10 protein-coding genes and 1 pseudogene are annotated in these 13,972 nt (G+C 57.2%); 5 read left to right on the top strand and 6 right to left on the bottom strand.

All coding sequences use genetic code 11. The features are described 5' to 3' along the window. Window positions 1–8: 8 nt before the first annotated feature. The 5 genes and pseudogenes from ACIP1X_RS00660 to ACIP1X_RS00640 form a co-directional block, all read right to left on the bottom strand. Window positions 9–560: a membrane integrity-associated transporter subunit PqiC gene (locus tag ACIP1X_RS00660; RefSeq protein WP_400748327.1), complete on the bottom strand. Its 552-nt coding sequence runs from the start codon at window positions 558–560 to the stop codon at window positions 9–11. 17 nt (window positions 561–577) lie between these two features. Then, window positions 578–2,233, bottom strand: a complete 1,656-nt coding sequence (locus ACIP1X_RS00655; RefSeq protein WP_400748324.1) for an intermembrane transport protein PqiB — start codon at window positions 2,231–2,233, stop codon at window positions 578–580. Between the two features lie 202 nt (window positions 2,234–2,435). Continuing rightward, window positions 2,436–3,776: pseudogene (locus ACIP1X_RS00650) on the bottom strand (NAD(P)/FAD-dependent oxidoreductase); the annotation flags it as partial. Next, entirely contained in the window at window positions 3,734–4,822 is a 1,089-nt protein-coding gene (locus ACIP1X_RS00645) for a polyamine ABC transporter substrate-binding protein (protein WP_159812248.1), read from the bottom strand. The gene ACIP1X_RS00645 and the pseudogene ACIP1X_RS00650, both read right to left, overlap by 43 nt. 163 nt (window positions 4,823–4,985) lie before the next feature. Beyond that, the gene (locus ACIP1X_RS00640; RefSeq protein ID WP_053120225.1) at window positions 4,986–6,344 is read right to left on the bottom strand and encodes a glutamine synthetase family protein; all 1,359 of its coding nucleotides are present in this window, start codon (window positions 6,342–6,344) and stop codon (window positions 4,986–4,988) included. Between the two features lie 162 nt (window positions 6,345–6,506). Between ACIP1X_RS00640 and ACIP1X_RS00635 the strand changes: the two genes are divergently transcribed. The 4 genes from ACIP1X_RS00635 to ACIP1X_RS00620 all read left to right on the top strand — a co-directional run bounded on the left by ACIP1X_RS00635 (window position 6,507) and on the right by ACIP1X_RS00620 (window position 11,426). Then, entirely contained in the window at window positions 6,507–7,403 is an 897-nt protein-coding gene (locus tag ACIP1X_RS00635; RefSeq protein ID WP_400748322.1) for a helix-turn-helix domain-containing protein, read from the top strand. 96 nt (window positions 7,404–7,499) lie between these two features. Continuing rightward, complete coding sequence (locus tag ACIP1X_RS00630; RefSeq protein ID WP_400748319.1) at window positions 7,500–8,009, top strand: sigma-70 family RNA polymerase sigma factor; 510 nt, start codon at window positions 7,500–7,502, stop codon at window positions 8,007–8,009. Continuing rightward, the gene (locus ACIP1X_RS00625) at window positions 8,006–8,956 is read left to right on the top strand and encodes a FecR domain-containing protein (protein WP_400748316.1); all 951 of its coding nucleotides are present in this window, start codon (window positions 8,006–8,008) and stop codon (window positions 8,954–8,956) included. Before ACIP1X_RS00630 ends, ACIP1X_RS00625 begins: the two co-directional genes overlap by 4 nt. Window positions 8,957–9,023: 67 nt before the next feature. After that, complete coding sequence (locus ACIP1X_RS00620) at window positions 9,024–11,426, top strand: TonB-dependent siderophore receptor (RefSeq protein WP_400748313.1); 2,403 nt, start codon at window positions 9,024–9,026, stop codon at window positions 11,424–11,426. A gap of 52 nt (window positions 11,427–11,478) precedes the next feature. Here ACIP1X_RS00620 and ACIP1X_RS00615 read toward each other — a convergent pair whose 3' ends face one another. Further along, window positions 11,479–12,009 (bottom strand): YkgB family protein, encoded by a 531-nt coding sequence (locus ACIP1X_RS00615; protein ID WP_400748310.1) that lies wholly within the window; start codon window positions 12,007–12,009, stop codon window positions 11,479–11,481. Between the two features lie 1,674 nt (window positions 12,010–13,683). On the opposite strand from ACIP1X_RS00615, the gene ACIP1X_RS00610 reads away from it, so the two are divergent. Further along, the gene (locus ACIP1X_RS00610; protein ID WP_053120216.1) at window positions 13,684–13,902 is read left to right on the top strand and encodes a hypothetical protein; all 219 of its coding nucleotides are present in this window, start codon (window positions 13,684–13,686) and stop codon (window positions 13,900–13,902) included. Window positions 13,903–13,972: the final 70 nt, after the last annotated feature.

The raw sequence follows: 13,972 nt of genomic DNA, 5'->3' as shown, positions 1-13,972 counted from the left end.
AGTGGGGGTCAGGAGGAGGGTGGGCAGCCGCGTGAGCTGCCGGCAGCCTGGGTGATTTGCGCCGCGAGGCGTTTGACGTTGTTTTGCTGCGCGGCCACCAGTTCGTCGATGCTCGGCCCGGATGGCGTTTGCAGAACTGAACGGCACGTCAGCAAGCCACTGTCGGTTGCCCCCAGCGGACGCAAGCGCCATTTCACGTCGATCAAGCCGTACTGGCCCGGAATCGAATCGAAACGTTGCACTTCAATCCGCACCGATGACCGCTGTTGCCCGGCCGCGCTGCTCAGTTGATCGACCAGCGCACTGCGCAATTCATCGGCGAGGCTAGCGCCCCACCATTCGGTTTCCAGAATTGCCAGACCACTGTTGCCTTCGCGAATGACGATTTGCGCTCGATCGACTTGCGGCGGTACGGTAATGCCTTCGATGGCAATGTCTGCGCCACTGCGGCCGGCACCGGGCTGCACCGGCGTCAGGGTGTGGAAGCTGATCGGGTCGCTGCGGCAGGCGCCGAGCAACAAGCACGCAGCGAGCACGGTGGTCTTCAACGGTAATGCCATGGTTTCAGCTCCTGTGCTCAATTGCGTGGCGGGCCTTTAAGGTCCAGTGGTGCGGCGTTATCGGGGCGACCGCGAATCAGCGATTCCGGATGACGGCCCAGGTAATCCGACAACTCACGCAGCGAGCGTGACATGCGTCCGAGTTCTTCGAGCGTTTCGCCGAGTTTTTCGCGTTGTGGCGAATCTTCGGCCAACGTTGAATTGGCCGACTCCAGCGTTTTGCTGACATCGCCGAGGGTTTTTTGCACGCCCGGCAAAGTCTTCGCATTGAACTGCGTCAGGCCTTTGCGCAACTCGATCAGGTTGCCATCGAGATTGCTGGCGATACGTTCCACCGGTAGCGCGTTGATCTTGTTGAGCATCGCTTCGAGTTTTTCCTGCAACTGTTCGAGGCTGCCCGGAATGGTCGGTATGCTGACCGGTCGTGCACTGACGTCGAACGGTACTTTCGGCGCTTTCGGGTAGAAATCCAGACCGATGTACAACTGGCCGGTGAGCAAGTTGCCGCTGCGTGCCTGCGCGCGCAAACCATTCTCGACGAAGGTGCCGATCAGGCGCACGCCGGCGGCTTCGTCGTCGGGGTTGTGGTTGAAGGCTTTCAGCACTTTGGCGTGAGCCTGGCCAAGACGCTGCGGGTAGATGACGATGCCGACATTGACCGGAAAGGTTTGTTTCTTCGCATCGAAGTCGAGATTGATCGCCACGACTTTCCCGATCTCAATGCCGGAAAACTCCACCGGCGCATCGACCTTAAGGCCGCGCATAGGCTGTTCGAAACGCAGACTCAGGTACTGCGCCTTGCCGTTGGGCGGGGCGAGGGCGGACTGTTGATCGTCGAACAGTTCGAAATTACGGTCATCAGCGGCGACCGTGTCGTTGGGACTGTATTCCGGAGCACGGAAGGCGATACCGCCGACCAACAGGGTCGACAGCGATTCGGTTTTCACCGCAAAACCGTTGGCGCCGACGTTGACGTCAATGCCGCTGGCGTTCCAGAAACGGGTGTTTTCGGTCACGTAAGCATCGTTGGGGGCATGGATGAACACTTCGATGTTCACGCCTTTGCCATCCTTGTCCAGCTCATAGGCCACAACTTGGCCCACCGGGATCTTGCGGTAGTAAACCGGTGAACCGATGTCCAGCGAACCGAGGTCTTGAGTGTGCAGGCTGAAGCGCTTGCCCGGCTCGCCATAGGTGATTGGCGGCGGGTTCTCCAGGCCTTTGAAATTCTTTGCACGGGTGTTCGACTGGCCGATGTCGGCACCGATGTAATCGCCCGACAACAGGGTATCGATGCCCGACACGCCGCCAGCGCCGATACGCGGACGCACGACCCAGAATTGCGAGTCTTCGCGGGTGAAGGTCTCGGCCTGTTTGGCCAGTTTGATGGTGGCGTTGACGTTCTTCTGATCGTCACTCAACTCCACGTCCGATACATGGCCGATGACCACATTGCGGTAGCGAACTTCAGTCTTGTTGGCGGTGAGACCGTCACCGGTTTTGAAGGTGACCGTAATGGTCGGACCTTCCTGCATGATGTTGTGCACGACCAGCGAAATACCCACCAATACAGCAACAATCGGCACAATCCAGACCAATGACACGCCAAAACGGCGGGTCTTGATCGGTGCCTGGCCTGGTGTTCGCGGCTCGTCGACGGCTGACGACTTCATCCATGTCCTCCTCGGTTTATTGGGCACTGAGCGTCAGTAACGCAAAAGCACCTCATTAATATAGAGGTGCTTCGCGATAGAGCAAATGTGAACAACCCATATGTCATTGAAAATGTAGGAGCTGCCGAAGGCTGCGATCTTTTGATCTTAAAAACAGAATCAAAAGATCGCAGCCTTCGGCAGCTCCTACAGGGGAGGGATGTTAGCCGATGAGTTCGCGCAGGCGATACCAGAACATGCCCAGAGCCAATAACGGCGAGCGCAGCGCCGGGCCGCCGGGGAAGGTCATGTGCGGCACACCGCTGAACACGTCCATGCCTTGGCTGTGGCCGGCGTGAATCGCTTCGCCGAGCAGTTTTGCGCACCAATGCGTGACGTTCAGGCCATGGCCGGAATAACCCTGCGCATAGAACACATTCGGATGCTGTTTGAGGCGCCCGACCTGCGGGAAACGGTTGGCCGTGATGCCGATCTTGCCACCCCACTGGTAATCGATTTTCACATCGGCCAGTTGCGGGAAGACCTTGAGCATTTTCGGCCGCATATAAGCGGCGATGTCGGCCGGATCGCGTCCGGAGTAGTGACAGGCCCCGCCAAACAGCAAACGCCGATCCGCCGAGAGCCGGTAATAATCGAGGCCGACTTTCTGGTCGCACACCGCCAGATTCTGCGGAATCAATTGCGCGGCGCGTTCCTCGGACAACGGTTCGGTGGCGATGATGTAACTGCCGGCCGGCAGCACTTTGCCACTGAGTTGCTGTTCGAGTTCATCCAGATGCGCGTTGCAACCCAACACCAGACTGCCTGCACGCACACTGCCATTGGCGCAACGCACTTGAACGGTGGCGCCGTGGATGATCTCCAGTACCTGGCTTTGCTCGAAAATCCGCACGCCGAGCGAAGCCGCCAACCGTGCTTCGCCTTGCACCAGATCCAACGGATGCAGGTGGCCTGAGCCCATGTCCACCAGTCCGCCGGCATAGATGTCGGAGTTAACCACTTGCTGGCGAATCTGCTCCGGGCCGATGAGACGGGTTTCGTGGGCATAGCCCAGTTCGGCGAGGTCGAGCAGTTCGTCCTTGAAGGCATCGAACTGCGCGGTCGTGTTGGCCAGATCACAGAAACCCCAGCGCAGGTCGCACTCGATGCCGTTGTCGCCGATGCGATTGCGCACCAGCTCCACCGAATCGATGCCGGCGCGCTGCAAATAACGCACGCCTTCCTGACCGACGTATTTGGCGAACCCGTCGACGTCATGGCCGATGCCACGGATCAACTGGCCGCCATTGCGCCCGCTGGCGCCCCAGCCGATTCGCCGGCCCTCGATCAGAATCACCGAGAGCCCGCGCTGCGCCAGTTCAATGGCGGTGTTCACCCCGGTGAACCCGCCGCCGATCACACAGACATCGGCGCTCAGATCACCTTCCAATTGCGGATAAGGTGCAGTCGCCCGAGCCGAAGCGGCGTAATAGGATCGGGCGTGTTCTTGGGTGTACTGATTCATTTGTTCGACTTCACTTTGCTCCAGGAGCGGGTCATCAGACGCATGATCGCCTGGGGCGGGGTGGTAGAAATGTAGAGCTTGTCGAGCACTTCCTGTGGCGGATACACCTCAGGATTGTTGACCAGCTCCGGATCCATGAACTGCTTGGCGGCCGGGTTCGGGTTGGCGTAACCGACCGAAGCGCTGACCTTGGCGATCACTTGCGGATCGAGCAGGTAATTGATGAAGGCGTGGGCTTCTTTGGTGTTGCTCGCATCGGCCGGAATCGCCAGCAGGTCGAACCAGAGGTTGGCGCCTTCTTTCGGGATGGCGTAAGCGATGTTCACACCGTTTTTCGCTTCCTTGGCGCGGTTGGCGGCCTGGAACACGTCGCCGGAATAACCGAAGGCTACGCAGATGTCGCCGTTGGCCAGATCCGACACGTATTTCGAGGAATGGAAGTAGGTGATGTACGGACGGATGCTCAGCAGTTTGGCTTCTGCTTTCTTATAGTCTTCCGGGTTTTCGCTGCGCGGGTCCATGCCCATGTAGTTGAGCACCGCGGGGAAGACTTCGTCGGCGGAGTCCATCATCGACACGCCGCACTGGGTGAGTTTTTTCAGGTTTTCAGGCTCGAACAGGACGGCCCAGGAATCGATGTGATCAATGCCCAGCACTTGCTTGACCTTGTCGACGTTGTAACCGATGCCGTTGGTGCCCCACAGGTACGGCACCGAGTGCTCGTTGCCCGGGTCGTTTTTCTGCAGCAGTTCAAGCAGTTTCGGGTCGAGGTTCTTGAAGTTCGGCAGTTGCTCGCGGTCCAGTTTTAGGAACGCGCCGGCCTTTACCTGACGGGCGAGGAAGTGGTTCGACGGCACGACCACGTCATAGCCGGTACGGCCGGCGAGGAGTTTGCCTTCAAGTGTTTCGTTGGAGTCGAAAACGTCGTAGATCACCTTGATCCCGGTTTTGGCCTGGAAGTCGGCGAGGGTGGTTTCGCCGATGTAGTCGGTCCAGTTGTAGACGCTGACGGTGGGCTGGGCGTGGGCTACGGCACTGAACAGAACGCTCAGGGCCACCGGGATTACGGATTTCAACAGACGCATATCGACACCTCTTAAATTTATTGGATTTTTCAGGCGTTTCGCTATTTCCCTTGTGGGAGGGGGGCTTGCTCCCGAAAGCGGTGTATCAGTCGACATCCATAGTGATTGTGCCGACGCTTTCGGGAGCAAGCCCCCTCCCACAGGGATTTGTGCAGGTTTGGGGTTAAACGCTCAGCAGCAGGAACTCGCGCTCCCACGAGCTGATCACGCGCTTGAAGTTTTCATGCTCGGCGCGTTTCACCGCGACGTAGCCACGCACGAATTTGTCGCCGAGGTATTGCGCAACGGTTTCGCACTCTTCCATTTGCGTCAGCGCTTCTTCGATGGTGATCGGCAGGCGCAGGTTGCGGCGTTCATAAGCGCGACCTTCCACGGCAGCGCTCGGCTGCACCTTGTCGACCATGCCGATGTAACCGCAGAGCAAACTCGCGGCGATGGCCAGATACGGGTTGGCATCGGCGCCCGGCAAACGGTTTTCCACACGCATCGCTTCAGGGCTGGAGGTCGGCACACGCAGGCCGACGGTGCGGTTTTCTTCGCCCCATTCGACGTTGACCGGTGCCGAGGTATCCGGCAGGAAACGGCGGAACGAGTTGACGTTGGGCGCGAACATCGGCAGCACTTTCGGGATGTACTTCTGTAAACCGCCGATGTAATTGAGGAATAGCTCGCTCATCTGCCCGTCTTCATTGGCGAAGATCGGTTTGCCGGTGGCGATTTCAACCACGCTCTGGTGAATGTGCATGGCGCTGCCGGGCTCATCACCAATCGGCTTGGCCATGAACGTCGCGGCGACGTTGTGCTTGAGCGCAGCCTCACGCATGGTGCGTTTGAACACGGTGATCTGGTCAGCCAGATCCAGTGCATCGCCGTGACGGAAGTTGATTTCCATCTGCGCCGGGCCGTCCTCATGGATCAGCGTGTCGAGATCCAGACCTTGCAGTTCGCACCAGTCGTAGACGTCTTCGAACAGCGGATCGAATTCGTTGGCGGCATCGATGGAGAACGACTGACGACCGCTCTCCGCACGGCCCGAACGGCCCAGCGGTGCCTTGAGCGGCAAGTCCGGGTCTTCGCAGCGTTGAGTCAGGTAGAACTCCATTTCCGGCGCAACGATCGGCTTCCAGCCTTTGTCGGTGTAGAGCTGCAAGACTTTCTTGAGAACGTTGCGCGGCGACAGTTCGATCGGGTTGCCGAACTTGTCGAAGGTGTCGTGGATGACGATGGCGGTCGGTTCGATCGCCCATGGAATCACGTAGACCGCGTCAGCCACTGGCTTGCAGACCATGTCGATATCGGCAGGATCGAGCAGGTCGTAGTAGATGTCGTCGTCGACAAAATCCCCGGTTACCGTTTGCAGCAGCACACTTTCCGGCAGGCGCATGCCTCGCTCATGCAGGAACTTGTTGGTCGGTGCGATCTTGCCGCGGGCAATGCCGGTCAGGTCACTGACCACACATTCAACTTCGGTAATCTTGTGATCTTTCAGCCACGTGAACAGCTGATCGAAAGGGGCATTCATAAAGACCTCGTTATTGGTTTTATAGACGCCGGGGAGGGCGGGTTTCATCTTCCGCCCCTTCCCCTGTGGCGCGTTGACGACTATCTTGGGCGAGCCTTGCAGTTCCATCTATCCACTTTAAGCAGCACCAAAGCGCACCAAAAGAGTGCGCAAGGTCATCCCATGACAACGTGCAATCCGCTCCAGGTTCAAGCGTTCAACACCGCCGACGTGGCCGAGCAAGTCCGCGCCACGCCGGGCTGGGTACAGCATTACCAACAGATGTCGCCGGGCCATTTCGCCGGGCAGATTCGCTATCTGGATCTGCAGGGTGTCGAGGTTTACGAAGAGCAGATGAACACCCGCGTCGAGCAGAATTTCAGCGCACCGTCGGGTGCTTTGGCGTTTTGTTTTGATCGCAGTGATAACGCGCTGTACCTGCTCAACGAAGACAGCCGCAACATTTGGATCACCCCGGAGAATTACCAGGAAATCGCCGTGGTGTTCGGCCCTGAGTTTGTCCGTCAGCACGGTCTGGACGTGGCGAAACTCGAAGGTTTGTTCATGACCCAGCTCAACTGCGGACAGAACGCCCTGTTCAGTCGCTGGTTAAGCTCAACTCTCACGAAGTTGACGCAACCGCTTGATATAGATGAAAAAGACGTACTGACAAAACAGCTGCTTGAGGACTGCTTGTTCATCCTCGACAACGCACGCGTGTGTCTCGACGGCGGCGGATTGCAGCGCCGCGCCGAAGAGCGAAGCATCATGAAACGGGTAGGGGAGTGGGCCGCAGATTCACCGGAAGACACCGTCAATCTGCTCGAGCTTTCTAATGTTGCCGGCGTGTCGTTGCGACAATTGCAGCAAGCATTCAAGGCTTACACCGGCATGACGCCCAGCCACTGGTTGCGTTTGCGCCGGTTGAACAGTGCCCACCGCGAATTGCTCAAGCGCAGACCCACGGAAACCACGGTGGCCGAGGTGGCCATGCAGTGGTCGTTCTGGCATTTGGGGCGGTTTTCCAGCAGTTATCGGGCGTTGTTTAACGAGTTGCCGAGCGAGACGCTCAAGCGTTAATGAATGCTGTAGCGGCGAAAAAGACCTTTGTCTCCTGAGTGAAGTTAATTAGAATCAGTCTCATTTGAATTCTTACTTCGCGCAGGGCCTCTCGAGATGACTGAAGCAGCGACGCCATCGCAGCAGCACCTGCACGAGCTGTACCGCGACCATCGTGGCTTCCTCGAAACCTGGTTGCGGCGGCGCATGGGCAATGCCTGGGATGCGGCGGATCTCAGTCAGGACACCTTCATGCGCGTGCTGTGCAGCGCGCAACCCATCGTCGACATGCGTGAGCCGCGGGCCTATTTGCTTACGGTCGGCAAACGTCTGCTGAGCAATTTCTACACTCGCCGCAGTCTCGAAAAAGCCTACCTCGAAGCCCTCGCGCAATTGCCCGAAGAGTGCGTGCCGTCGCCTGAGCAGCGTTGGCTGCTGCTGGAAACACTGCAAGCGCTGGACGAATTACTCGACGGCTTGCCGCGAGCGGTGCGTAAGGCGTTTTTATGGAGTCAGCTCGAAGGCCTGGGTTATCGCGAGATTGCCGAGCGCTTGCAAGTCTCTGAGCGAACCATAAAACGTTATATGGCAACGGCTTACGAGCATTGTTTGATGCTAGATCTATGATGAGAATAGCGCCCGGTAATGAAGCGCGGGAAGTGGCGCGGGCTGCCGCGCAATGGCTGGCGTTGCTCGAGTCCGGTGAGGCCAGCGAAGCCGATCACTCACGGCTTAAGACCTGGCGTGAAAGCGACAGCCGCCACGAAAACGCCTGGCAGAAGATTCAGTTATTACGCCAGCGATTTTCCAATCTGCCCACAGAGTTGGCCATGGCCACCCTCGATCGACCGGATCTGGCGCGGCGTGCGGCACTGAAACGGGCGCTGGCTCTGGCCGCATTGGTGCCGACGGCGTGGCTGATCAGTCGCCAATTACCGTTGGACGTCTGGCGCGCCGATTTGCACACCAGCACCGGCGAACACAAACAGACGCTGCTGGCCGATGGCAGCACCTTGCAGCTGAACACGGCGAGTGCGGTGAATGTCGATCTCACCAGCCGTGAACTGACCTTGGTACGCGGCGAAATGGCGCTCAACGTCCGTGGCGGCGCGGCGTTGACGATCAATGCGCCTTACGGCCGGATCATCGTCAGCCGCAGCGAAGTCTGCGTGCGTCTTAACGAGCGTGATTGCAACGTATCGGTGCTCAGCGGTTCGGTGCAATTGCAGCCGTTGCGCGGGCCTTTGCTGCAACTGAATGCCGGGCAACAGATTAACCTGCAAGCCTCAGGCGCCGGTTTGGTCACGCCTTACGACACGAAAATGCCCGGTTGGCGCGACGGTGTGTTGATGGCGCAAAACCAGCCACTAGGCGACTTCCTGCGTGAGTTGAGCCGCTATCGCCCGGGTTTGCTGCGCTGGGATCCTGCACTGGAAAACCTGCGCATCACCGGCAGTTTCCGCCTCGACAATACCGATAAAGTGCTCGCATTGCTTGCCGCGAGCCTGCCGCTGGAGGTGCATTCGCGCACGCGTTTCTGGGTCACGTTGATGCCGCGAAAAAATATCGTCTGAAGCCTGTCCCTTTTATTCGCCTCACCGGTCATTGCAGGTAAGTGAACAAAATCGAGAGCTTCTTCCAATGCCCGCAGTATTCCCAAGTCGTTTGCGTCCGTTGTTGCAGTTGAGCCTCCTGCTGAGCCTGAGTGCCAGCCCTGTGTTGATTCAATCCAGTTGGGCCGATGACGCGGCCCGCCGCAGTTATTCGGTGCCCGCCGGCAGTTTGAGTGCTGCGCTGACTCGCTTTGCCGGGTTGGCCGGGGTCAATCTGTCGGTGGATCCGGCGCTGGTCAGTGGCCGCAACAGCAACGGTTTGTCCGGCGAATTTGGCGTGGAGGAGGGCTTCAACCGTTTGTTGCTGGGCTCTGGTCTGCAACTGCAACCGGTGGGCGATCACGCTTATACGCTGATTCCGGCGGCCGATGGCAGCAGCCTGCAACTGGCGCCGACCTCGATTCTCGGCGCCACCGGATCGAGCGATGCCGATGTGTTTGCTGGCGGCCAGGTTGCTCGGCGTGGCTCGCAGGGCTTGCTGGGGTCGAAAGACTTTATGGAAACGCCGTTCAGCATGACCACGTACACCAGCGAGGCGGTGAAGAATCAGCAAGCGCGCACCTTGGGCGATCTGATTTCCAGCGACCCCTCGGTGCGCGCGACCAACCCTGCCGGTGGCCGCTATGAGCAATTCACCATCCGTGGTTTCAGCTTGTTCAACAGCGACGTTTCGTACAACGGGCTCTACGGTGTGTTGCCGACGTACACCATCGACATGGAAATGGCCGATCGCGTCGACATCCTCAAAGGCCCGAGCCAACTGATCAACGGGATCTCGCCACGCGGCAGTGTCGGCGGCGGGATCAACATCGTGCCCAAGCATGCTACCGACCAACCGGTCACTTCGCTGACCGCCAATTACGCTTCGAACAATCAGCTTGGCGGCGCGGTGGATGTCGGCCGGCGTTTCGGTGAGGACAATAAATTCGGTCTGCGCTTCAACGGCGTCAAACAGTCCGGCGACACTGAATGGGATCATCAGAGTGTCGACCGCGACATGTCGGTACTGGGGCTGGATTTTCGCGGTGAGCGCTTGCGGCTTTCCACCGATGTCGGCCACACCGAACGCGATACCGATGCGCCGCAGGAACGCGTGCAAGTCGCCGCCAATGCGAAGGTGCCGAGCGCCAACGACGTGCATCGCAACTACGCGCAACCGTGGAGCCAGGCGAAAACCGAGGACACGTTTGGTACGGTCAACGCCGAATTCGACGTCAATGATTCGGCGATGCTGTACGGCGGCGTCGGCGCGCGCAAAAGTAATCATGACTTCCTGCGTCACGCCGTTTCCGTGACCAACGATGCCGGTGATTTCAGCGTTCTGCCGCGCGACTTCACCCGCGACGAAAACGTGCGCACGGCGACGGCGGGCGTGCGCAACTGGTTCCACACCGGGCCGGTGAGCCACGAGGTCAACCTCGCGGCCAGCTACTTCTACATGGATTTCGAGAACGGCGGCGCGCGTTATGCGGCAGGGCGCAGCAACCTCTATAACCCGGTGGAAACGGCGAAACCCGGAACGCCGACGCGCTACGACGCCAAGGTTTATACCGAAAACCGTTTCAGCGGCGTGGCGCTCTCGGACACCTTGGGTTTCTTCGATGATCGTTTACTGCTGACCCTCGGTGCGCGCTGGCAGCGGGTCAAAGTCGATGACTGGAGCGATGACGTGAAGGGCGACACCGCGTATGACGAGGAAAAAGTTTCGCCATCCGGCGGCATTCTGTTCAAGGCGACCGACAAACTGTCGCTGTACGCCAACTATATGGAAGGCCTGAGCCAAGGCAAGATCGCGCCGTCGACGTCGGTGAACGAGGATGAGATTTTCCCGCCGTTCATTAGCCGTCAGGTCGAAGTCGGCGCCAAGTACGATGCCGGCGCCTACGCGCTGACCGCTGCGGTTTTCCGCATCAAGCAACCGGCTTATGAGACCAACGCCACCACGCGCGTGTTCGGGCCCAATGGCAAACGCGAGAACAATGGTGTTGAGCTCAGCGTGTTTGGCGAACCGCTGAAAGGCTTCCGCTTGCTCGGCGGTGTGATGTACATCGACAGCGAGTTGACTGAAACCACCAACGGCACGTTTGACGGCAATCGTGCGCCGGCGACGCCGAAGTACAACGTCAATCTGGGGGCAGAGTGGGATGTGCCAACTGTGCAGGGGCTGACGCTGACTGGACGCGGGATCTATTCGAGCTCGCAGTATCTGGATCAGTCAAACCAGAAGGAGATCGACTCCTGGGAGCGCTTCGATGTCGGCACGCGATACACGTTCAAGCTGGATGAAAAGACCATCACCTTGCGCGGCAATATCGAGAACGTGCTGGATAAGCGTTATTGGAGTTCGGCAGGAGCGTCAGATGACAGTGAACCGGGGTTGACGCTGTCGACGCCACGGACTTATTTGCTCTCGGCCACTGTGGATTTCTGATATGAAAACGCCCGGTATAACCGGGCGCATGATTGTTCTGATCAGAATAGATTCAAAGTCCGCTGTGCTCTTCAACCGGGGCCAGCGGGTTCTGGCAGGCGACGTTGCCTTTTGAGTTTCTCAACACCGTCAGCAGGCTGTGCTTGAGCAACACCACCGAGCCGGCCAGCAACACCGCATCCTTGATCAGAAAACTGGTCGCACCGCCCATCGCCGGAAAGCCGCCAGCCGACGCTTCCCAGGCGCCCGGTGTGGTGAAAATCAGGGTGAGGGTGGTCAGGTAAGTGATCACCGAACCGGCGGATGCCAGCACCGAAATTCGTGGGAACCAGATACCCAGAATCAGACCCAGGCCGATGATCCATTCCGCCACACCCAAGGCGTAGCTGGCACCTTGTATCCCGAACGCACTGTGCATCCAGCCGAGGATTGCGCTGTTACTGAGCAAAGGCACCAAACCCTCAGCTTCATAGGGAAACCATTTGGCATAGCCAAATATCGCGAAGATCAGTATTAAAGCCCAGCGCATCAACTTGATTTCAAAGTCGTTCGAGAGCAGGCGAAGGAGGGCGGGAGAATTCATGGTAAATCCTTGTCTTTAAGGTAGATGGCAACCCATAGAGAAGGATCAACGCCGAAAATTACACATCACCTCAGTGAGGGTGAAGGGTTGAGAAATACAAACCGTTACGGAAATAGCCTACAGATTCGGGCACTGCGTACGCTTAGCGTGTGCAGCCAGTCTATTGGACGTTGACTTGTGGCTCTTCTCATTCTTCGCCTCCCTTTTGTGAGGTTTTTTTTGCCTGAATTCAGTTGGAGAGAGCGTCTGGGGATGGCGAGATACTTAACTACACTAAATAGATGTTTAGTTGAGTTGGCAAATGACTTTACCATTGAGGTTGTTAGGAAGGCATCACGACTGGTAGTACATAGTCTAGCTTCAAGAGCAAAAATCACCCATCAGGCAACTTGCGCTATGTGCTCTGATGTGGCATCAACCTAATCTTGCGGAGTAGCAAAACTGGAAAAATCCGTAGTGATTGATACGTTTCTCCTTGATATTTTAATGGTCGATGAAGAGGGACAACACCTACCGAAACCGATGATTACGGTCATCATCGACAGTGCATCAAAAGCAATAATAGATCTAACCATCTCAACGCGAACCCCAAAAGTTCGAGCAGCGATACAGAGCATTGAAACCCCAGCGGCGCTAGGCAAATCAACGCTTGTACGCAGGCTCAGAACCATTCTGTTAACTCGTTTTTTGACTTGTTAACTACGGTAGTTAACAAGTCAAAATTGTGGTTTACAGCGGTACGGGACTATCAATTTGCTGAGCTTTTGAATCTGCCGAATTCTGGCGAGCTTCCAGGATATTTGGTGGCAGGAAAGCTGCACAACCCTCAAGCGCAAGGTGAACACCGCAAAACCCTCCGTATCTGCATGTAATTCGGCCGACGTTTGCCTTTTCCCCATACCGGTAGTGGCTGCCCTTGAAACCAGCGCACCAACTCCATGCTGAACGCTACAGATTTCACACAGCGACGTGATTGCAGGTGGGGATGTGTCGTAAGCATTGCAGCCCCTAGGCTGCCAGGTAATCGCACTAGCTCTATGACCTTAACTGAATGGAATGTCTCAGCCGTTGATCCTTACCACGAGAGACAACCGGTGAAATCCGAGCATCAACTCTGCGCTGCAGGCTTCAGATTTCACGCAGCGTCGTTTTGGGAAATAGACCCGCGCGGGCCCAGCAAGTAAAACCTTTAAACGGAGACCGCGAGTATTAATGGAGACAAAAATGAACACGGTATGGAGAACCAGTGCAGATCATCGGGCGATCGTACTGACCCTAAACTCATCAGATAGAATGCTAAATGCGCGGGCTAGACCACGAGGAAGTAATTTTTTTTAATGGAGACGAAACCATCGTTTCAAACATTTACTTCCCAAAATTTCAAACTTTTACTTCAGAGCGCTAGAGATTCAGATGGCTATGCTGGAGATTAAAATGCTGTGCGCAACCAACCACCCCAACTTCGTAATACTTTGTTACGTGTAATGTATATTATGTTAAATCATGTATTACGGAATGGTGCTCACTAGCTCTCTGCATCACGGCTTCGATAAATTCGTTTCAGATGATCACGCTCTTTCAACGGGCCTTGTTGTTCAAAGTCATGGCGGCTGGTGATAGCATGCGCACCCCCCGGATTGGGGGCTTTATCACTTCCCGTAAGGAACACGCCCTGTGAAAGACTTCGTCATCAGCGTCAACAACCTCGTCCTCTACGTTTCCCTGGCCGTTATCTGGCTGGTCGCTATCGTGTCCCTGTTCACCGCCGGTTTCTTGCCTGCGCTGGGGATTTTCGTGGCCGGCACGTTGGTTTGGTGCATCGTTTCCGGTTTCTGGTTCGTCCAGTCGGCGACTTACGAAGAGCTGCGCAAGCTCAACGCTAATAAAGTCTGAAGTGCCTGTGCGGAGCCTTAGTGCTCCGCCTCTCTGGGCAACTAGCGCCTCTAAACCTGGATTCCCCACC

Origin of the sequence: Pseudomonas sp. NPDC088885 (genome assembly GCF_044750025.1) — a bacterium.
Lineage (GTDB): Bacteria > Pseudomonadota > Gammaproteobacteria > Pseudomonadales > Pseudomonadaceae > Aquipseudomonas > Aquipseudomonas rustica.
Note: the sequence above shows the minus strand (reverse complement) of the source record. Positions and strands in the feature narration are given on the sequence as shown.